Genomic DNA, 20,447 nt, shown 5'->3' on the forward strand with positions numbered 1-20,447 from the left:
GATTGCGGGCGCTATGTGGGCAATCAACGGCCCGCCTCAGCCCATGCCGCCATTGCCTCCAGCACGGGACGGAGGCTGCGCCCCTTTTCCGTTAGCGAATAATCCACCCGCGGCGGAATTTCGCCGTAATCGCGGCGTGAGAGCAGGCCGTCGCTCTCCATTTCCTTCAGGGTTTTCGACAGCGTGCGGTGCGTTACCCCGCCCAGCCGGCGTTGCAATGCATTGAAGCGCAGCGGCCCGTCCATCAGCCAGTAAATGACCATCGGCCGCCACTTGCCCGAAAGGAATTCCAGCGTCCGCTCTGCCGGGCAATGCCAGCCGTCGTGCGGCGATTCATCGTGTGCCATTACAGTATCCGATAGGACCGTACTTGTTGAAATGCTCCCTCAGATCTATGTCACCTTCGATACCAAGGCAATGCCCCGGGGCGGGGCAGACGAATACGCCCCCTAGAAAGGTCCGCGAGATGAAGACACTCGACACCATCCTGCGCAACGACAGCGCCCACTGGGTCGGCGACGGTTTTCCCGTGCGCTCGTTGTTCAGCTATCACGGCGACACTGACGCTATCAGTCCGTTTCTGCTGTTCGATTATGCCGGGCCGTGGAATTTCGATCCGGTCAAGGGCAACCCGCGCGGCGTGGGGCAGCATCCGCACAAGGGGTTCGAGACGGTCACCATCGTCTATGACGGCGAAGTCAGCCACCGCGATTCCACCGGCGGCGGCGGCACCATCGGCGCGGGTGAGGTGCAGTGGATGACGGCCGGTTCCGGCGTTTTGCACGAGGAGTTCCACTCCCCCGGCTATTCAAAGACGGGCGGGCCGTTCCGCATGGTGCAGCTGTGGGTCAACCTGCCTGCGCAGGACAAGCTGACACCGGCGCGGTATCAGGCGATCACGCGCGACATAATCCCCGAAGTCGCCTTCGACGGTGGCCGCGCGCGGATTATCGCCGGCGCGTTCGACGGGGCCAAAGGCCCTGCCGACACGTTCACGCCGATCAACCTGTGGGACGTACGGCTCGATGCCGGCGCTACGGCCACCCTGCCCCTGCCCGATGGCCATACGTCGATGGTCGCGGTTCTTTCCGGCCACGTCACGATCGACGGGCAGAATGTCGGCGAAGCCGAGATCGCCCGCCTGTCGCGCGCCGGAGAAGGCGTGACCCTGACGGCCGACGGTGACAGCATGGTCCTGATCATGACGGGCGAGCCGATCGGCGAGCCGGTCGTCGGCCACGGCCCCTTCGTGATGAACACCGAAGGCGAAATCCGTGAAGCCATCGCGGATTTCAACGCTGGCAAGTTCGGCGCACTGGCGCCGGCCTGAACGACGCGCTGCCCGGAATGGAGTGATCCTTCCGGGCAGCGTATCGACGATCTTACTCGAACGGCAATGTCACCTGCGCTCTGTGCCGGCCATCGACGTGGGTGTTCAGTACGCGCGCCTTGAAGCCCAGGGCTTCATCGGGTTGTCGGAACATGACGACCGTCTTCGCGCTGTTTGCATCGACGGTGATGATATCCGGCTGATTGAAAGGCGTCAGTCGCGGGTCGATTTCCAGCGTGAACGGCATCGAACTGCCATTTTCGATCTTCACCGGATATTGCATGACATGCCATCCGCGCGACGGCGGCATCAGGGAAACGGTCAGCGCGCCTTCGATAATCCTGGTCACCGGCCCCGACCGGCCGATCAAGGTATTGCTATACAAGGCAACCGTCTGCCTCGCTTCCACCGCTTCTTTCATCGCAGTGTCGCCCAAGTCCTGAGCGAGGACCAGCGTAACGGTGCGGTGGCTGCCCTCCCTCCACCTGGCAGGGCCGTGGATATCGGACCCGCCGATAATGGCCAGATCGTACTTCATCGCCGTGTCTATCGCGTCGTAGAATATCCCGCCCCCATTGGCGACTTCGATCCCGCCGATGAGTTTCTTGTCGAGCATTTCGCGATGGATTTTCCGGGGGGCCATGCTCCCTGCATTCTGGCCTGGTGCGTAAGGATGATTCCAGAAGCAGAAGGCGCCCTGCCTGTTCGCTTCCGCCAACGAGTTCACCGTTTCGACATAGCTCGCAGCATCCGTATCTGTCAGGACGGCAGGATCGTCTTCGCGCTGGGGAACATGCAGCCGGTTGTTGTCGGTCGTGTAGATGCAGTTGAAATGGCCGAAACCCCGCGTGATTTCGGCTCCGCGAATGACATTCACCCGTTCCTGCCCGTCCCGAAGAACGCGTGATTCCGAATAGTCCCTGGCAATCGCATGCGCCTGGTTCTTGTCGACCAGGCCATCGATCTTCGCCAGATACTTCTTCTGCACGGTCAGTTCGATATGTTCGGTCAGGGAGATAGCCGAGAGGCCTTCCGACATGGCCTCCGTCACTCGAATGTTCGGCCAAACCGTGCCGTCCGAAAATACCGTGTGGATGTGAAAATCCACCGCCAGAACCTTGCGCCCATCGGGCGTGTCGGGGAAGCTGAACGTCTCGGCCACGGCTGGGTGAGCTGCACCGGCGAGAACGACGGCGCAAAGCACCGAACGCAAGAGCTTCATGGGGTCTTCCTTGAATTTGGGCATTCTGAAGTCGCAATAGCCTGCAACGTCTCCCGCACAGGGCGATCGACGTTGCAGGCATTCCGAATTGTCAGAACTTCGTATTTATACGCGCGAACAGATAGCGCCCGATCGTATCGTAGATACCGTTATTGACATTCTGATTGGCATGAAAATCGGGCATCTTCTCGTCGAAGATATTGTTTATGCCGAACGTCAGCTTGTAGGTTTCATCGATTTTGTAGCTGACGGACACATCGTGATACCAGGCAGCGCGAATGCTGTTGTCCTCGTAGAATTCATCGCTCAGCGTCGGGTCCGGGTTGAACACGGAAGATCCATGCACCCTGACGAACCAGCCGAAGGTGAAGTGATCGGTGTCGTAACCGACATTGAAACTGCCGCGGACACGCGGATCGGCGTATCCGGTTACCTCCCGTACGATGACCGAGTCCGTGCCCGGTGCAGCCTGCGTCGTCTTGTCGAGAAGATAGGTAACTTTCGCCCCGGCGTTGAACATGCCGCCGCCCAGGGGATGGCGAAATCTCATGCCGAAATCGATCCCTTCGGCGAACAGATTGGACGCGTTCATCACCTGACGGTTCAGTGATGTGATGCGGCGGGTAACCGGATCGCGCGTGATGGCATCGCAGAAACGATTTTCGATCGTCGGCAAGTCGACGCAGAACTTCGCAACCTGCCCCGCGCTCAATGTGGTAATCACGTCGTCGATATCGATCCGCCAGAAATCGACGGTCGCGTCGAAGCCAGGCAGGAAACGCGGCTGGAAAACTGCGCCGATCGTCAGACTGTTCGATGTTTCCGGCTGTACATCGGGATTGCCGCCACCGGTGTAGGACAAGGGATATCCCGTCTCCAGCCACGGGTCCTCGATGCCCAGCGCGGCGCAATTGGCACGGCGGTTCTGCGTCGTATCGATCACGTCCCTGTGGCAGGGTTCGGGCGCCGTGCTGAGGGCGAGAAAGACCGGGTTGTACAGTTCCTGGAAATTCGGCGCCCGCACGCTGCGCGAACGGACGGCGCGGAACGTCAGATCCTCGATCGGAGCCCACGTTGCCCCAACTTTCCAGGTGCTGGTACCGCCCGACCTGTCATAGTCGGAATAGCGATAGGCGCCTTCGACCTGTAGCCGCTGCGCGAACGGCAGGTCTTCGAGCACCGGCACGACCAGCTCTGCATAGCCCTCGGTAGCCGCCTGCGATGCGTCGATGTCGAGCACGCGCCCGTAGGAGGCGAAGTGCGCAAGTTCATCGAGAGTTGCGAGCGGATCGTCGATCCTCTTGAGCGTATCCCTGCGATATTCGGCACCCAACGCCAGCGAAACGTCGCCATACGGCAGGGAAAAGGCCGACCCGACGATGCTGGCGCCGAAAATCGTCTGCGTGTTCACGATCGAACGTTCGCGCACCGCATACATCCAGTCGCGCTGCGCTTCGGTCGGTTCGTCGTATCCGAAGATGTTATAGGGCACGCAACCGGCCGCGCGGGCGGCCTCGTCGCGGCAGACCGGCGCGCCTGTCACCGGATCTGCAATGACATCGCGCGCGGCCACCAGCCGGGAAGCGCGGATGGCATTGGGGTACGTCGCGCGATTGCTGGTCTTGCCGTACTGACCGAAAATCTCCCAGTCGAAATCGCCGACCGTGCCCGTCAGGCCGCTGAAGATCGTATAGGCGTGCCGGTCGAAGTCGTGAATCTGCTGCCCCAGTTGAGGGCTTGCGCGCGCGATCGAAAGCTCGCTCAACCCGTTTTCGACCATGAAGTCGCGGATCGGATCGGGCAGATAGGGATTGTCGAGATAGGCCTTTGGCCCGCCGGCCCCGCCGAGGAAGATGTTGCGGCTGTCTTCCCGATAGTATTCGCCATGCAGCCTGGTCTTGGTGTGCCCGAAATCGAGACGGGCGTGATAATCGATCGTATCGGTCAGCGCGTATTCGAACTTGGCGATGGCGGCGAACTGTTCGAGCGGCGTACGCAGCGGAAGATCCTCGTGGAACGGAACGCCGTCCCCGCCGATCCCCGCATCCCCCACCGATGGCGTCCGGACCACGATGTCGTAATTGAGTTCCCTGACGGAACCGTTTTCGTACCCGTAGTGCTGGCCATCCACAAAGAAGGTAGGGAACGTGTTGAGGCCGATGAGGCCCCATTTGTCATAGGTTATCCGATCCGGAATCCCATCGTTCGGGCCTGTATTTTCCGGGTTGTTGGCAAAGATGATGAACTTGTCCCGCATGTGCTTGCGGTCGCCCAGCAGGACGATTTCGGAATCGACGTACGTCACCCCCAGGCTGATCGATCCGCGACCATCGTCAAGCGTCGTGCCGGCGACCGCGGAGAGGGACATCGTCCGCGCATCCCCGCGCGAGGAAATGCCTGTCTGGGCAGAAAGATCGATGCCGTCGATGCGCCGCTTGGTCACAACGTTGACGGCACCGCTGACGGCATCCGCGCCATAGATCGCTGCCGCGCCGCCGGTAATCACCTCGATCCGTTCGATCATACCGGCCGGGATCATGTTGAGATCGACGGCGGAGCTGGTGTGCGACCCGCTCACCCTGCGGCGCCCGTCGACCATCACCAGCGTCCGGTTGGTGCCCATGTTGCGCAAGTCGATCGAAGCCGTACCGCCATTGCCCCCGACGGTCCGATTGTTGGACCCCGGGCCGGTACCGGGGCCTACCGCGGGCTCACGGATCAGAGCGTCATAGGCGGTTACCAGACCGAACTGCTCGGCCTGCTCCATGCTGACGGCGCTGACCGGCATGGCCGATTCCAGCTCAGGACGCGGGATGCGCGATCCTGTGACGACGATCGCCGACGGCGGGCTTGTCGTTTCGGCCACGGTTTGCGCGGTGGCGACCGGGGCCGCCGGTTCGGTTCTTTGCGCCGGCCGTGCCGCATTGCTGCGCGCTGTCCCGCCACTGGCACCGGGAACGATGGCGACAATGTTGCCGCTTACTTTCATCTTCAACCCGGTCCCAGCGAGGAGATGGGACAGCGCCTCGCGTGTTTGGCGCGAGCCGGAAACGCCGCGCGTCGTCTTGCCACGGACCAGGTCGGGCGAGAAAACGATCTGCACGCCGGTAACGCGGGAGAACGTCGTCAATGCCGGGGCGAGATCGCCCGCCGGCACGGAAAAGGATCGCGTCGCGCTCAGATTGGCGGGCGCACCCTGCGCCATCGCCGGCGCAGTGGCTATCGCCCCGCTGGCCGTAGTTGCCAGCAGCAGCAGTGACAGTTGGACGCTCGAACGAAACATGATTTGCCCCTTTGCAACGACCCCCGAATTCGGGCCTCAGACAAAGAGACGGTCGCTGCCACGGATCAGGACAATCTTTTTCACCCGCCCCGGCCGGAACGCTTTCACGCCTTGTCAGCGTGCCTCCAGCACGACGGTTGAATCGGTTTCGCGAACACGGAAGCCATAGGCTTCGCCCAGCGAAGACAGGAACTGGCGCGAATCGTCGATGCGGAACCGCCCCGATATCTCCGATTGGCCAAGTTCGGCCGGTGGCGCAGCGATAGGCTTGCCGCCACCGCGATTGAGCACTTCGACCAGATCGGCGAGCGTGATGCCGGCGGTGTTGACCCAACCCTTGTCCCAGTCGCGCTGTCCGCTGTCGAACGATTCAGGCGCACTGATCCTGTTGCCGTTGAGCCGGCGGCGCCAGCCCGCCGTGACCACCACGGGCTGATTCGCATCGACGCTGTCGAAGCGCACGCCCCCCCGATAGACCGAGAGAACGACCTGCGATTTCATCAGGTTGATGTCGAACGCCGTACCCAGCACCCGGGTTTCCGACTGGCCGGCCCGAACGGTGAAAGGGCGATCTTCGTCACGGCGAACATCGAAATGAGCCTGCCCGGTGATGAGCCGGGCGTGACGCCGATCGTCCGCAAAGGTCAGCGCAATGCGGCTCGCACCGTTGAGGCGGATCATCGTGCCATCCTCGGTCACGATTTCCTTCATTTCTCCGGGCTGGGTCGAATATTCGCGCGTTTGCGGCGCGCTGCGGCCGATCTGTGCGAAGATGTCCGACTGGGAATGGTACAGCCCGACACCGCCGAGCACCAATAGCCCGGCGATCCCTGCGGTCACGAACCGCCGCCGCCCGGCCCGCCGCTCGCGAATTTCGTCGTTGGAAAGACGCCCTTTCGCAGCCGACCGGCTCAACGCTTCCTTGAACGCGGGGTCGTCGATCAGGGAAGAACCGTGCTGCGACGCCGTCTGCTGGTTTGCCGTCATCGCCCTTTCCTCCATAGCGCCAACCCGTGCTTTTCCAATCTGCCCCTGAGATCGGCCAGAGCCCGGACGATATGTTTGTCGACCGCGGCCCGGCTCATCTCCAGTTCCTCCGCGATATCGGACGCAGGTTGTTCGTCAAAGCGGTTGCGCAGGAATATCTCGCGCCGCAGCGGCGGCATGCGATCGAGTGCCGCAACCAGGATTTCGACCCTCTGCCGGAAATCCAGCGCGCTTTCGACCGAAGGGACCGGGCAGGCCAATGTTTCGGGCACTTCCCCCGCGATCGGGAAACGGCGCGCGGCGCGCTGGTGATCGCGCAACAGATTTATCGTGATGCGCCGCAGATACGCCGGCAGATTGTTGATGACGCCGTCGCGCCGGGCCTGATAGGTGAAGAGCCTGGCGAATGCTTCCTGGACGATGTCTTCCCGCAGCGCGGCATCGTCCACCCGTCGCCCCAGATACTTGAGCAGCTCGACGCGATGACCTCGCCAGTTTGAGTTCTCGGCGTTCATGGACGCCAGCGCCTATCGCCGCCGTGTGTCGGCAGGATTACAGCGCTGGATCGTCGATGATTTGCCGCCCAGGAACTGGCCCGTTTATCGTCCTATCGGCGGTTGCTCTGCCTCCCGCCGCCCGTTCACCGCAATTTTTGCCCCTCCGCATCCCAGACCTCGAGCGTTCCGAGGCCGAGCGAGCGCACATCGTCCTCGATCCGCGAAAGATCGCCGACCACCACCCAGGTCATCGCATCGGGATTCAGCCGGGTTTGCGCCGTGGCGGTGAGGCTTTCGGGCGTCAGCGCGTTGTATCGGTCCGGCAGCGCTGCCAGCCAGTCGTACGAGCGGTCGAAGCGGCGGATATATTGCAGATATCCGACCAGTGCCTTGTTGGTTTCCAGCCGCCCGGGCAAGCCGAGGATCTGCCCTTTCCTGACCAGCGCCAGTTCATCGGCCGTCACCGGCCTTGCCCCCCGGATCTCGGTCAGCTCGCGGCGGATTTCCTTGATCGCATCCGCCGTCCTGTCGGTCTGGACGCTCGTCGTCACGCCGAACGTCTGCGGGCCGCGCGCGCCGCTGATGTAACTGCTTGCGCCGTAGGTCCACCCCTTGTCCTCGCGCAGGTTCATGTTGAGGCGAGCGGTAAAGCTGCCGCCCAGTATTTCGTTCATTGCATTGAGCTCGAACACGTCCGCCGAAAGGCCGTCCGGCATGGGTGCGCCGACCCTGATGATCGACTGGATGGCGCCCGGCTTGTCCACCAGAACCACCCGCCCTTCGCGCGGGTCAGGCACGGGATCGAGGGTCTTCTGGCCCCCGGCCTCTGCGGGCGCCTGCCAGTTGCCGAAGGCGTTCTCCAGATCGGCCACCAGCGCGGCCAGGGTCGTGTCGCCCGATGCGTAGATCGTGGCATTGTCGGGCCTGATCCACGCCTGATGAAACGCCTCCAGATCCTCGCGGGTGAAGGACCGGATGGCCTCTCCACGCCCGGCCAGGTTCGTCCCGTAGGCGTGATCCTCGCCATAGATCAGGTGGCCGAAGACGCGCTGCGCGATACTGTCGGGGTTCACCAGCGATTGCGACAGTCCCGACAGGGCGGCATCGCGCTCGCGTTCGATATCCTCCTCTCGAAAGCCCGGATTGCGGATGTAATCCGCCCACAAGGCGATCGACGGGCTCAGCTCGCGGCTGAGGCTCGAGAGATGGAAGGCTGTCTCGTCCAGATTGCCCGCGTGGCCGATGCGCGCGCCCAGCCGTTCCTGCTGGTTGGCAAATTCGTTCGCGGTCAGATCCTGCGTGCCTTCATCCATCAGGCCCGTTGTGAAGCCCAGAATTCCGCGCGTGGCATGCTGCTCGGCGGCCGAACCGGCATCGAAAACCATCGCCAGTTCGGCAAGCTGGGTCCCCGCCTTGCGGATGAAGTTGACCTCGATGCCGTTCGAAAGCGTCGCGCGCTGAAGTTCGGGCATGACGAGGTCGGGCGACGGGGAAAGCCCGGGCATGGCGCTGCGGTCGACCGTTTCGGCGGACACCTGGTACCGGCCATAAGGCAGCACGGTGAGAGTATAGGACGGCTTGCCCAGCCACGTCCGCGCGATGTCCTGCGCCTCGTCCGCGGTCACTGCTGCAAATTCACGCTCGGCCTGGGCATAGGCACCCGGGTCGTCGCTCAGGATCGTTCCGTCGGCCAGAGCCATGGCGCGAACGTAGATCGATTCGAAGGCCCTGACCGTGTCGGCGTGGCCCGTCGTCTTGGCGCGTTCGAGTTCCTCCGCAGTCGGGCCGTTTGCCAGATACTCTTCGACGACCTCATCGATACGGCGTTTGGCCTGTTCGGGATCGGCCCCTTCCTTGAGCCGCACGCTGATACTGAAGACCCCTGCGACGGCCATTGACATGTAGTTTGCACTGGCCGCCGTGGCCATCTTGCCTTCCTTCACCAGCGCAGTGTGCAGACGGCTGTTCTTGCCCCGGCCGAGGATATGCGCGGCCATGCGCAGCGATGCGGTTTCGGGGGTCCCTCGCCCCGGAACGACCCAGTCGCGGGCAATGGCGACCTGCGGGACATCGTCCAGCATCGTATCCGCCCGCGCGGAATCGAGTGCAGGGACCCATCGTTCCACCCGTTCCGTCGGCGGGCCGGCCGGAATGGCGCCGAAGTATCGTTCCACCAGTTCGCGGGCCCGATCGGCAGATATGTCACCGGCAAGCGCCACGACGGCATTGGCCGCGCCGTAATACTGCCGGAACCAGTCCTTCACATCGTCGAGCGACGCCGCATCGAGATCCTCCATCGAGCCGATGACGGAGTCGTGATAGGGGTGGCCCGGGGGGAAGATCGCGGCCATTTCGCGATTGTTCATCCGGCCATAGGGCCGGTTCTCGTACGTGCGCTTCTCGTTCTGAACAACCGATCGCTGCTCGTCGAGCTTCTCCTGCGTCACCGCGCCGAGCATGTGCCCCATCCGGTCGGATTCGAGCCAGAGCACGCGTTCGAGCCCGCCGGTGGGCACGATCTCGTAGTAATATGTCTGGTCGAGCGAGGTCGCCCCGTTGACCGCCGATGCGCCGATTTCCTGCAATGGAGGAAACCACTCGTCGTCGTGGTTCTCCGATCCGTTGAACATCAGGTGTTCGTAAAGGTGCGCGAAGCCCGAGCGCCCCTCCGGCTCGTTCATCGCGCCCACCCGGTACCACACCGCCACCGCGACTTTCGGCGTGGACCGATCCTCGTGAACCACCACGCGCAGGCCGTTGGGCAGCGTGAAGTGTTCGAACGCGATGGCTTCCTGCGCGCTGGCCGACGACATCGGAAGGGAAAGCGCGAGGAGGGACGGGGCGATCAGGAATTTTACGAGGTTCATGCAAGTACCCGCTGATGGAGGAAAGGGGGCCGCCGAAGGCAGCAAATGCGAGAAGCCGCCCGAACGGCTGGAAGTGATCGAAACGGCCTAGAAGGTGATCGAAAGGCCCGCCTTGAACCTGCGCCCGCCAAGATAGGTCGCGCGGGTATAGAACTTCGGCGTGCCGGCCTCGCCGCCGAACGTCGTTTCCAGGTCGGGATCGGAGGTGCTGTTGAGCAGGTCGCTCGCTTCGACGAATATGCGGATATTGCCGAAGCCGGGACGAAGGTAATATTCGCCGCGAAAGTCCAGCGTTTCCACGCCTTCGGTATAGACGCTGAGCCCGCGCGGGCGGAACATCTGCAAGGCGCGCGACTGATAGCCGTACGTCAGCGTCGCATCGATGTCGTACTTGTTATAGGTCAGCGCCGCCGTGCCCGAATGCTTCGGCTGTTGGACGAACGGCAGATCGTCGAATTCGTACACATGCTCGGGGTCCGGGTCATAAGCCCAGTTGTAGCGGTCCGTCCGCGAGCTCTGGGTGAAAGTATAGTTCAGATAGACACCGAAACCGCCCCAGACCCCAGGCAGAAAATCGAAGCGCCGTTCCGCCTGGGCTTCGAAACCCCATAGCTCCGCCACTTCGTCGCTGTTCACCGGGGTTCCGCCGGTGATGAACGCCGAATCCGGGTTGTCGGGATCGAAATAGGGCGAACCGTTGAAATAGGGATGATCCGGCAGGATCACGGCGGCCAGCGTCGCCGGGCCATTGGTGATGTTCGTCTGCAGAAGGTTGTCGATCCGCTTGTAGAACGCCCCCGCCTTGAACACGCCGACGCCGGAATAGAGTTCGGCACTGATGTCGAAATTGTGGGTCGTGGCCGGCTTCAGGTCGGGATTGCCGCTGTTGATCTGCAGGATCGGCTTGACGCCTTCGGGCCCGGGGATCGGAAAGTTGATGAACGCGATCCGGGTTTCGGCCGAAAGCTGCCCGATCGACGGGCGCGCAACCGACAGGAAATAGCCGCCGCGAAAGATCAGATTGTCGCTCGCACGATAGTTGAGGAGGACCCGCGGCAGAACGTCCTGCGCCACGGTCGATTCCGTCACCAGCTTGGTGAAGGCGTCCTGGAAAACGAAGTCCACGCCGACCCCGCCTCCGTTTTCCGGCAGGATCGGGCCGGTATAGACCGGGAAGCTCAGATTGGTCGCTTCCAGCTCGGTCCGGTTATAGCGCAGGCCGCCGATGATCTCGAGCTTGCCGATGTCCGCGCGCGTCTGGAAATACGCGGCGAAAGTGGTTTCCCGGGTATTCTGCCGGTCGTGATCGGGATGCGGCTCGATCGGCGTCAGCGTAAGCCCGGTGTCGCCATCCACCAGCGTATCGATACTGGATACGAAATCGCGGATGTCGCGTTCGGCGATGGTGGAGAAACCCGGAACGTCGATCCCGATCCGCGTCAGGTCCGACGGCTGGAACGGCAGGCCGAGCGCGGAAACGGGAACGCCGCCCCCGATCTGGCTGCGCAGGTGAACGTCGCGGAATTCGGCGCGTTCGAAATAGGCGCCGGCTTCGATGTACCTGAGAATGCCGGCATTGGCATTCCAGCGCAGGCTGCCGCTGGCGGTATAGCGGTCGTTGCTGCCGTTCGACTGGTCGATCAGGCCGCTGGCATTTTCGATCACGAACGCGCTCGGGTCGTTGACCAGCGCCCAGCCCGCCTCGCTCAGCAGCGGCAGGGGAATGCCGTTCCCGCTGCGCGGGGCGAAACCGGTGACGATCCGGCCCGTGGCGCCGTCGATCGCCTCGGGCAGGAAAAGCTCCGCGCTTGCATCGCTTTCGGGCATCCGCAGCTGCAGTTCGAAAGTGCCCGGATGCCTTTCCGTGCCCCGGGCATAACCGGCGAGATAGTCCAGCTCGAAATCGCCCAGCGTCGTCTTGCCGGTGAAGCTGTAAGTGTCGGTGACCTGCTTCACCCCCGGATCGTAACGGTAGGACTGCGACCGCGAGATTGCGGCATTGCCCGGTGCCAGATCGACCCCGAGCTGCGCGTTGGGCCCCTCCCCCTGCAGGACGACATATTCCGCCCCGGCCGAAAAGGTGTCCGAGAGCGAGAAGTGATCGGACGTCGATTCCGAATGCTGGAAGTCCAGCTTCAGGTTGGTGTGCCCGGCGATCTGCCATTCGGCGGAAAGCGTGGCAGCCAGGTTCTGTGTGCTGACGTTGTAGAAACTCGTGCGCAGCCCGGCGGTATAGGCCTGGTCGTCGCCGTCCACGAACGGGAAGACGGCCAGCGGATCGACCGCGTCCGACGTGGTCAGCGGATTGCCACTGGCATCGAGCGGCAGGCTGCGTCCGAAGTGCAGCGCACCGCCGTTCCCCCCGGAATCGTACCCGATCGACCGGTTGCCATGGTCGCGATACTGGATCGAGGCGCTCAGGCCGAAGTTGTCTCCTGCCCCGAATGTCCCGGCGACAGTCGCCGAGGCGAGAAAGTCGCCGTTGAAATCCTTGGACGCCGTACCGCCTTCGACGAACAGATTGGCATAACGCCGGGGGCGGTCGAGCGGCGAAAGCGTTTCGATCTCGATCAGGCCGCCGGTGCCCGAACTGTCCTGACTGGGCAGAAGCGACTTGTGGATCGTGATCCGCCCCACCGAATCGGCCAGCAGGTTGGACAAGTCGGCCGATCGGCCGAGGCCGCTGCCGACCGGCAGGTTCAACCCGTTGAGCTTCACCGCGTTCATGTCCGGCTCCATGCCGCGGACGATCACGTTCGTCCCGTCACCGGTCACCGAATTGCGCTGGAACGCGACCCCGGGGGCGCGGCGCAGCGCCTCCGAAATCGTGGTGCCGGTAAAGTTGCCGAGATCGTCGGCGGCCAGGACATCGGCGTTGTTTTCGGCGGTTCGCTGCAGGTTGAGCGCAATGGCGCGGGCGCTGCGCGAACCGTAGACGACGATCTCGTCCTCTGCGCTGGTCCCGACGGTCACGATTGCCAGTGTGGTGGCATCGGGATCGATGACCACGGCCTGCCGCAACGGCGGATAGCCGAGGAAGGAAACCTCCAGCGTATATTCGCCCGGCGCCAGGTCGGAGAAACGGAATGTCCCGCGTTCGTCGGAACGCGTTTCCTCCCCCGTTTCGACGATCCGGACGAGGGCACCGGCAACGTCACGCGCGCCCGCCCCTTCGGCCACCTGCCCTTCCAGCCGGCCGCGCCGTTCCTGAACGGACGAGATCTGGCGGCGCGTGTTCGATCCGCGGGGCCCGCCGACGACCAGTGCACCGCCCGCCGTCACCGTAACCGGCACGCCCGCAGCGCCAGCCAGCCGCCGCACGGCCGCCTCCGCATCGAAGTCCCCCTTCAGCGCAGGCGCCCGGCGGTCGGCGATTTCGGCCTTGTCGAATACGATATTGGCCCCGCTCTTGCGCGCGATCGCGAGGAGCGAAACGGCCAGTGGCTGAGCCGGCAGATCGAACCGGTGTTCCTGGAGCGAAGCCGGCTCCGCCGCCTGCCGGGCGTGAACCGGGTTCGCCGCCGCGATAACGAGACAGGATACCGCACCTGCCAGCGCAATGATTCTCGATGCCATTTTACCCCCCGAAGTAACGTTCCGTACTTCTCCCTCCCCCTCAAGACGCAGAAGGGTCGCGAACCCGACATCGAATCGTAAAGAAATTGCGTGGGTGCCCGTGCAGGGGTGCGCGCTACTCCCGTCTCAGCTCCACACCCGCCCCGTCGCGAACGGCGTGGAGCCCGTGCAGTGCGGCGATGGCTTCGGCAAAGGCCACCGGCTCGCGCGTGTCGAAGGCGCCCGAAACGCGCAGGGCCGCCAGCCGTGGATCGGACAGCCGGATTTCGGGTCCGCCATAACGGTTCATCTCTGCCGCTGCCTCGGCCAGGCTGGTATCGTCGAAAACGGCCTTGCCTTCGCGCCAGGCGGTCACGCCGGCCAGCGGGGGCGCATCGATCCGCGGTGGCGCCTTCGCCGATGCCGACCACCTCTGTCCGGGATCGAGCACGACCGACGGCCCGGGACGGTCTGCCCGCGAAATCGCCACGCTGCCTTCGATCAGCGTGACGCTGACGCTATCGTCCAGCTTGCGCACCACGAAGCTGGTGCCCAGCGCCACGATCCTTTCGTCGCCTGCGATCACCATGAAGGGCCGGTCGGTGTCCCGCTCCACTTCGAACAGGGCCTCGCCGGCTTCGAGCCGGACTTCGCGCAGATCCTCGCGGTAATCGACCACCAGGTCGCTCCCCGTGTTGAGCGAGACGCGCGTTCCGTCGTCCAGCGTGGCCACGCGCTGTTCGCCCACCGGAACCGAAAGCGTATCCGGCCCGCCGATCCGCCCGACCAAAAATGCCGTCGCCACCACCAGGATCAGGCTCGCCACTGCGATCGCCAGGGCCCGCATCCGCCCCGGTGTCTGCCTGCCCGGCGGGGTTTCCGCTTCGTCGGGCGGCAGCTCGCCGCTGTTCGGGGCCCCCGCCATCAACGCCGCCCCCGGAATGATCTCCCACGCCTCCAGCGCGCGTTCGAAGGCTTCGCGGTTGCCCTCGCCCTCCGCCAGCCAGGCGCGCAAGGGGGCGTCGAGATCCTCCCGCCGCGCGCCGGAATTGAGCCGCGCGATCCAGGCTGCCGCTTCGGCTTCCGCCCGGGACGGAGGGGAAAGGGCCGCAGACATGCCGCTCACCATCCCTTCATCCATTGCAGGAGCTGCAGGGTCGCCCGCGCCACCTGCTTTTCCACCGCGGCCACGGTCATCGATTCGCGGCGGGCGATTTCGGCATAGGGCAGGCCGTCCAGCCGGCGCATCAGGAGGATGCGGCGCGTGCGTGGGGGCAGCCTGTCGATGCATTCGGCGGCGTGGATCAGGCGCACCTGCTGTTCGACGATCTGGGCCGGGCCGGGCGTGGTATCGGCCATTGTCTGGAAATCGTCGCCCTGATGGATCCCGGCGCGACTGGAACGCCGCGCCTTGTCGATCGCCAAGTTGACCGCGGCTCGCACCAGCAGCGCCTCCTGCGAACGGACTTCGTGCCGGCGGCCGTAGCCGTCGATCTTCAGATAGGCTTCCTGCACGCAGTCTTCCGCGTCCTCGCGCGAGACGCCCCGCCGCATCACGGCGCTGCGCGCCTTTGCCATAATGTCTGCCAGACTCGGCATGGTCGTGTCGGTCTCCTCGTAGGCAAGACGACGACGGGAGCCGAATCCGACCAGATTTCTGCGCATTTGTAAATTCACGTACCGCCAGCGCCGCGCTCGCCGCTGCCGAAGCCAGCGGATCGACGCGCGCGGCGCGAACCGGATTCGTAAGTTTGTGGGGAGAAGCCTGGTGGCGGAGCGGGTGGGATTCGAACCCACGATACGGGGTTACCGTATACACACTTTCCAGGCGTGCGCCTTCGACCACTCGGCCACCGCTCCGCATGCCTGCTGGCAGACGCGCGCACCTAGCGGGGGATCGATGGCAGCGCAAGACATGGCGCCTGCGGCTTGCGGCGGAAGAAGCTGCGCGGGGCCGAAAATCGTGGTAAGGGAATCGCCGACGGCGGCGCTGCGCGGATCGGCATTCCCGGCGAACGCCGCCGCAGAGCCCCTTTCCGCCCCCCAAAATCGCGTGGAAAGGGGCTTTTGCTTGGCGCCCCCTGCTGGCAAGCTTTCCCGATGAAAACCACCGCCATCGCGCTGGGCGTTGCCGCGCTCGCACTCGCCCTTCCCGTCACCGCGCAGAGCGGGGCCGGCACGACACCCGGCCCGAGCGAGATCGTCGCCGCGGCTCCTGCCTCGGAATGGATCGCGATCGCGCCCGAGGATCTGCTGGTGATGACGCTCGCCCCCGGGGCGGAGGGCAAGGCGCGCGAAGTCGTGATCCAGCTTATGCCGCCACCGTTCTCGCAAGGCTGGGTGGAGAACATCCGCACCCTCGCCCGCGCCGGCTGGTACGACGGGATCGCCGTCACCCGGGTGCAGGACAACTACGTCGTCCAGTGGGGCGATCCCCATGCGGAGGACGAGGCCAGGGCGAAGCCGTTGCCGGATGGGCTGCGGGTGATGCGGGCGGACGCCTATACGGCCAACGCCACCACGATCGCCATCCACGAAATGCCGCCCAGCGAGGGAAAACGCTCCGTCCATCATGGTCGGGGAGATGCCTACGCTGAATTCACCGGTTTCACGCGGGGTTGGCCGACCGCTTACGATCACGAACGCGAATGGCCCGTCCACTGCTACGGCATGGTCGGGGTCGGGCGCAGCTATTCGCCCGACACGGGATCGGGGGCGGAGCTTTATACGGTAATCGGCCATGCGCCGCGCCACCTCGACCGCAATATTGCGCTGGTCGGGCGGGTCGTCGAGGGGATCGAGCATCTTTCCAGCCTGCCGCGCGGGACCGGGCCGCTGGGGTTCTACAAAGACCCGGCGCAGAACGTCCCCATCCGGTCGATCCGCGTTGCCAGCGACCTGCCCGAAGGCGAGCGGCCGCGCTTCGAATATCTTTCGACCGAAGGGGAAACCTTCGCCCGCTATGCCGACGCACGGGCCAACCGGCGCGACCCGTTCTTCATCGTGCCCGCCGGCGGCGCCGACATCTGCAATATTCCGGTGCCGGTGCGGCGGATGGGGGACGAATGAGCCATCGCTTGCTGAAGGCAGCAAGGCCGGACCTGTGATGGCCGGCGACGTCCTCACCCATTCAGCGCCGCTCATTCGCTGGCAGGGCGATCGCGGAACGTATCACCTGATCGCCATCACCGGCAGCGCGGCCGAGCACATCGCGATGCATGAACGGCTGCACCGGCTCGAATACGGCGCCCGGCGCGGCTTCGGTTCGGTCAAGGTCATGGCGCGAGTTGGCGCCACCGACTGGCAAAGCTCGGTCTTCCCGCAAAAGCAATCGAGCGAATGGATCCTGCTCGTCAGCCGCAAGATCATCCGGGACGAAGATCTGGAACCGGGCGCGCCGGTAACCGTGGAACTGGAACTGCTTTAGGCTGCAGACAGGCTCTCAGAGCAGCTGCATCAATTCAATCCGGTTGCCGAACGGATCGGCGATGTCCCCGCGAACATAGCCGTCGAGCGGCTTGCCCGGAGTGAACGCAACCCCGGCAGCTTCGAGACGGGCAGCGAAGCGATCGAGATCGTCGATCAGCAGCGCCGGATGCGCTTTGCGCGCCGGGCGAAATTCGCGCTCGACGCCGAGATGGATGTGCGCGGTACCGCCCGCAAACCAGCAGCCGCCGTTCACAGCGAGATGCGCGGGCTTGGCCACTTCCGCCAGCCCCAGCACGCCAGCATAGAACGCGCGCGCCGCATCCTCCCCGCCTTCGGGCATGGCAAGCTGAACATGGTCGATGCCCGTCACCTCGCCCCCGGTGCCCACGGTCAGATCCGTTCCGCCTGGGCGACGGCATCGCTGGCGCGCAGGGCGCTGAGGATGCGGGTCAGGTGGGCGAGATCCTGCACTTCCAGATCGAGTTCGTATGTCTGGAACGGGCTGTCGCGCTGGACCTGATCGAGCGCGACCACGTTGGCCAGGTTCTGCGCGAAAATCGCCGCCATGTCGGCCAGCGTGCCCGGCCTGTCGTAGAGCGTCACCCGAAGCCGCCCGACCGCGCCCACCGATCGCCGGCCCCACGACAGATCGAGCCAGTCGGCGTCGATCCCGCTCGCCAGTTCGAAACAGTCGATCGCGTGGACTTCCACCCCTTCGCCCGGCTTGCGCAGGCCGACGATCCGGTCGCCGGGCACCGGGTGGCAGCACGTGGCGAGGCGGAAGCCGACGCCCGGCGTCAGGCCGCGGATCGATATCGCCCGTTCGCGCGTGGGCCAGGCCCCATCGTCGTCCATCTCCGCCGTGCAGCCGGGCACGAGAGCTTCCATCACCTCGCGATCGTCGAGCTTGGCCGAACCGATCGCGTACATCAGGTCTTCCTCGTCCTCCAGCTCCAGCCGGGCGACCGCGTCGCGGATCGCCTTCTTGCCGATCTTGGCCGGAACACGCGCCGCGATCTCGTCGAACAGCTTGCTGCCGATTTCCGCGACTTCGGCGCGTTCCTTCAGCCGCACCGCGCGGCGAACCGCGGCGCGCGCCTTGCCGGTGACGACGAAGCCCAGCCAGGACAGCTGCGGTTCGGCATTCTTGCCCTTGATGATTTCGACCACGTCGCCGTTTTCCAGCGGGGTGCGCAGCGGCATGTGGCGCCCGTTGATCTTGGCCCCCACCGTCTGCGCGCCCAGATCGGTATGCACCGCGAAGGCAAAATCGACTGCGGTGGCGCCAATCGGCAACTGGAACAGCGACCCCTTGGGCGTGAAGGCGAAAATGCGATCCTGATAGATCGCCATGCGGGTGTGTTCGAGCAGCTCCTCCGCATCGTGGCTGGCGTCGACGATTTCGATCAGGTCGCGCAGCCAGCCGACTTGCCCGTCGGGCCGGTCGCCCTGCTTGTAGGCCCAGTGCGCGGCGAGGCCGAATTCGTTGGTGCGGTGCATCGCGCGGGTGCGGACTTGCACCTCCACCCGCATCGAATTTTCATAGATCAGCGAGGTGTGGAGCGAACGGTATCCGTTCGTCTTGGGGGTGGAGATATAGTCCTTGAACTTGCCGGGGATGAACTGCCAGGTCGTGTGCAGCACCCCCAGCGCGGCGTAGCAATCGGCCTCGGTTTCGCAGATCACGCGGAAGGCCATGATGTCGCTGACCTGGTCGAACGGCAGGTGCCGCTCCGCCATCTTGCGCCAGATCGAATAAGGGTGCTTCTCGCGCCCCGAAACTTCCACCTGCAGCCCGGCTTCGGCCAGCGCCTGCTTGACCGTCAGCGCGATGGCATCGACCTGCCCCCCGCCCTGCCGGCGGATCTGTTCCAGCCGGCCGGTGATCGTGCGATAGGCTTCCGGCTCGATCTGTTCGAAGGCGAGAAGCTGCATCTCGCGCATGTATTCGTACATCCCCACCCGCTCTGCTAGTGGGGCGTAGATATCCATCGTCTCTCGCGCGATCCGGCGGCGTTTATCCGGGCTCTTGATGAAATGCAGCGTGCGCATGTTGTGCAGCCGGTCGCCCAGCTTGACCAGCAGGACGCGGATGTCCTCGCTCATCGCCAGCAGGAACTTGCGCAGGTTTTCCGCCGCCCGCTCGTTTTCGGGCATGGCCTCGATCTTCGACAGCTTGGTCACCCCGTCGACCAGCCGCGCGACTTCGTCGCCGAAATTGCTTTCGATGTCCTCGATCGTCGCCAGGGTATCTTCGACCGTGTCGTGCAGCAGCGCGGTGATGATCGTTTCCTGGTCGAGCTGCAGGTCGGTCATCAGCCCGGCGACTTCGACCGGATGGCTGAAATAGGGGTCGCCGCTGGCGCGTTTCTGCGTGCCGTGCTTCTGCACGGTGTAGACATAGGCGCGGTTGAGCAGCGCCTCGTCGGCGTCGGGGTCGTATTCCTTGACCCGTTCAACAAGTTCGTACTGGCGCAGCATCGCGCCAAGGATGTGAGGATTACAGCCGTCGCCGCAAGTTTTTTCGTGCAGGTGCAGTGGATTGTCACTCTGCGCCGCCTGCGTTATAACACCGGTATGAACGCGACGCTCAAGATCACCCGGATCGGCAATTCCGCCGGGATCATCCTGCCGAAGGAAGTGCTGGCACGCCTCCGCGCGGGGGTGGGCGATGCGCTGTTCCTGACCGAAGCGCCAGACGGCGTTCGCCTGTCGGCAGCCGATCCCGATTTCGCATCGAAAATGGAAGCAGCCGAAGCGATCATGCGCGAAGATCGTGATATCCTGCGGGTTCTCGCCAAATAGGGGCACCACATGGGCGGAGAACGCGCGGAGCCGGTCTGGCTCGACGGCGAAATCGCGCTTGCCATTCATGACCGGCAGCTCGCCGAACATGGCGGCGGGCGGGGCGTGCGCGACAGCGGCGCGCTGGACTCGGCGCTCGCGCGGCCAGTCAATCGCTGGACGTACGGCGAAGACGATCGCGTGCGGCTCGCCGCTGCCTATGCGTTCGGCATCGTGCGCAACCATCCGTTTGCCGATGGCAACAAGCGCACGGCCTGGGTCATGGCCCGCCTATTCCTGAAACTGAATGGTGTCGAGATCGCCTTTTCCCCCGAAGACACGATCCGCGTCGTCGTCGCCCTTGCGGCGGGAGAGCTTGACGAGGATGCGCTGGCCGACTGGTTCCGGCAGCGGGTTATCCCTTAGGCTACGCCCGCGGGGGTTGCGCCGCGCGCAACGGGTGTTTCCCGGAAGCGCGATATACGCCGCCGGC

Annotated in this window: 16 protein-coding genes and 1 tRNA gene; 5 read left to right on the plus strand and 12 right to left on the minus strand. The window is 64.3% G+C overall.

What is annotated here, in order from left to right:
- Positions 1 to 23 precede the first annotated feature (23 nt).
- Positions 24 to 347 (minus strand): winged helix-turn-helix transcriptional regulator, encoded by a 324-nt coding sequence (locus AM2010_RS08555; protein ID WP_047806713.1) that lies wholly within the window; start codon positions 345 to 347, stop codon positions 24 to 26.
- 119 nt (positions 348 to 466) lie between these two features.
- Between AM2010_RS08555 and AM2010_RS08560 the strand changes: the two genes are divergently transcribed.
- Positions 467 to 1,330: a pirin family protein gene (locus tag AM2010_RS08560; RefSeq protein ID WP_047806714.1), complete on the plus strand. Its 864-nt coding sequence runs from the start codon at positions 467 to 469 to the stop codon at positions 1,328 to 1,330.
- Positions 1,331 to 1,382: 52 nt separating this feature from the next.
- On the opposite strand, the gene AM2010_RS08565 is transcribed toward AM2010_RS08560, so the two are convergent.
- The 9 genes from AM2010_RS08565 to AM2010_RS08605 all read right to left on the minus strand — a co-directional run bounded on the left by AM2010_RS08565 (position 1,383) and on the right by AM2010_RS08605 (position 15,601).
- Positions 1,383 to 2,552, minus strand: coding sequence for an Sb-PDE family phosphodiesterase (locus AM2010_RS08565; RefSeq protein ID WP_160325589.1), 1,170 nt, complete (start codon positions 2,550 to 2,552; stop codon positions 1,383 to 1,385).
- A 91-nt stretch (positions 2,553 to 2,643) separates the two neighbouring features.
- Positions 2,644 to 5,835: a TonB-dependent receptor gene (locus AM2010_RS08570; protein ID WP_047806716.1), complete on the minus strand. Its 3,192-nt coding sequence runs from the start codon at positions 5,833 to 5,835 to the stop codon at positions 2,644 to 2,646.
- Between the two features lie 114 nt (positions 5,836 to 5,949).
- The gene (locus AM2010_RS08575) at positions 5,950 to 6,822 is read right to left on the minus strand and encodes a FecR family protein (protein ID WP_058350943.1); all 873 of its coding nucleotides are present in this window, start codon (positions 6,820 to 6,822) and stop codon (positions 5,950 to 5,952) included.
- Positions 6,819 to 7,337 carry an RNA polymerase sigma factor gene (locus tag AM2010_RS08580; protein ID WP_047806717.1) on the minus strand — a complete coding sequence of 173 codons (519 nt, stop codon included), beginning with the start codon at positions 7,335 to 7,337 and terminating at the stop codon, positions 6,819 to 6,821. The genes AM2010_RS08575 and AM2010_RS08580 overlap by 4 nt, the downstream gene beginning before the upstream one ends.
- A gap of 125 nt (positions 7,338 to 7,462) precedes the next feature.
- Positions 7,463 to 10,186 (minus strand): M16 family metallopeptidase, encoded by a 2,724-nt coding sequence (locus AM2010_RS08585; protein WP_047806718.1) that lies wholly within the window; start codon positions 10,184 to 10,186, stop codon positions 7,463 to 7,465.
- Positions 10,187 to 10,273: 87 nt separating this feature from the next.
- Complete coding sequence (locus tag AM2010_RS08590) at positions 10,274 to 13,762, minus strand: TonB-dependent receptor (RefSeq protein WP_047806719.1); 3,489 nt, start codon at positions 13,760 to 13,762, stop codon at positions 10,274 to 10,276.
- 115 nt (positions 13,763 to 13,877) lie between these two features.
- On the minus strand, positions 13,878 to 14,858 hold the full coding sequence (locus AM2010_RS08595) for a FecR family protein (RefSeq protein WP_160325590.1): 981 nt from the start codon (positions 14,856 to 14,858) through the stop codon (positions 13,878 to 13,880).
- Positions 14,859 to 14,863: 5 nt separating this feature from the next.
- Complete coding sequence (locus tag AM2010_RS08600; RefSeq protein WP_244881988.1) at positions 14,864 to 15,406, minus strand: RNA polymerase sigma factor; 543 nt, start codon at positions 15,404 to 15,406, stop codon at positions 14,864 to 14,866.
- A 104-nt stretch (positions 15,407 to 15,510) separates the two neighbouring features.
- Positions 15,511 to 15,601 (minus strand) — tRNA-Ser (locus AM2010_RS08605).
- Positions 15,602 to 15,841: 240 nt separating this feature from the next.
- On the opposite strand from AM2010_RS08605, the gene AM2010_RS08610 reads away from it, so the two are divergent.
- Entirely contained in the window at positions 15,842 to 16,810 is a 969-nt protein-coding gene (locus AM2010_RS08610) for a peptidylprolyl isomerase (protein ID WP_047806721.1), read from the plus strand.
- Positions 16,811 to 16,847: 37 nt separating this feature from the next.
- Entirely contained in the window at positions 16,848 to 17,168 is a 321-nt protein-coding gene (locus tag AM2010_RS08615; RefSeq protein WP_047806722.1) for a DUF1905 domain-containing protein, read from the plus strand.
- A 15-nt stretch (positions 17,169 to 17,183) separates the two neighbouring features.
- Here AM2010_RS08615 and AM2010_RS08620 read toward each other — a convergent pair whose 3' ends face one another.
- Positions 17,184 to 17,558, minus strand: coding sequence for a VOC family protein (locus AM2010_RS08620; protein ID WP_236699490.1), 375 nt, complete (start codon positions 17,556 to 17,558; stop codon positions 17,184 to 17,186).
- A gap of 2 nt (positions 17,559 to 17,560) precedes the next feature.
- Positions 17,561 to 19,651, minus strand: coding sequence for a RelA/SpoT family protein (locus AM2010_RS08625; RefSeq protein ID WP_047806723.1), 2,091 nt, complete (start codon positions 19,649 to 19,651; stop codon positions 17,561 to 17,563).
- A 96-nt stretch (positions 19,652 to 19,747) separates the two neighbouring features.
- Here AM2010_RS08625 and AM2010_RS08630 point away from each other — a divergent pair, with 96 nt between their 5' ends.
- Together AM2010_RS08630 and AM2010_RS08635 are read left to right on the plus strand one after the other, a co-directional pair.
- A complete protein-coding gene (locus tag AM2010_RS08630) occupies positions 19,748 to 19,975 on the plus strand; it encodes an AbrB/MazE/SpoVT family DNA-binding domain-containing protein (protein WP_047806724.1) in 228 nt (75 codons plus the stop codon).
- A gap of 9 nt (positions 19,976 to 19,984) precedes the next feature.
- A complete protein-coding gene (locus AM2010_RS08635; protein WP_047806725.1) occupies positions 19,985 to 20,380 on the plus strand; it encodes a type II toxin-antitoxin system death-on-curing family toxin in 396 nt (131 codons plus the stop codon).
- The last annotated feature ends 67 nt before the right edge of the window (positions 20,381 to 20,447 follow it).

Source organism: Pelagerythrobacter marensis, assembly GCF_001028625.1.
GTDB lineage: Bacteria > Pseudomonadota > Alphaproteobacteria > Sphingomonadales > Sphingomonadaceae > Pelagerythrobacter > Pelagerythrobacter marensis.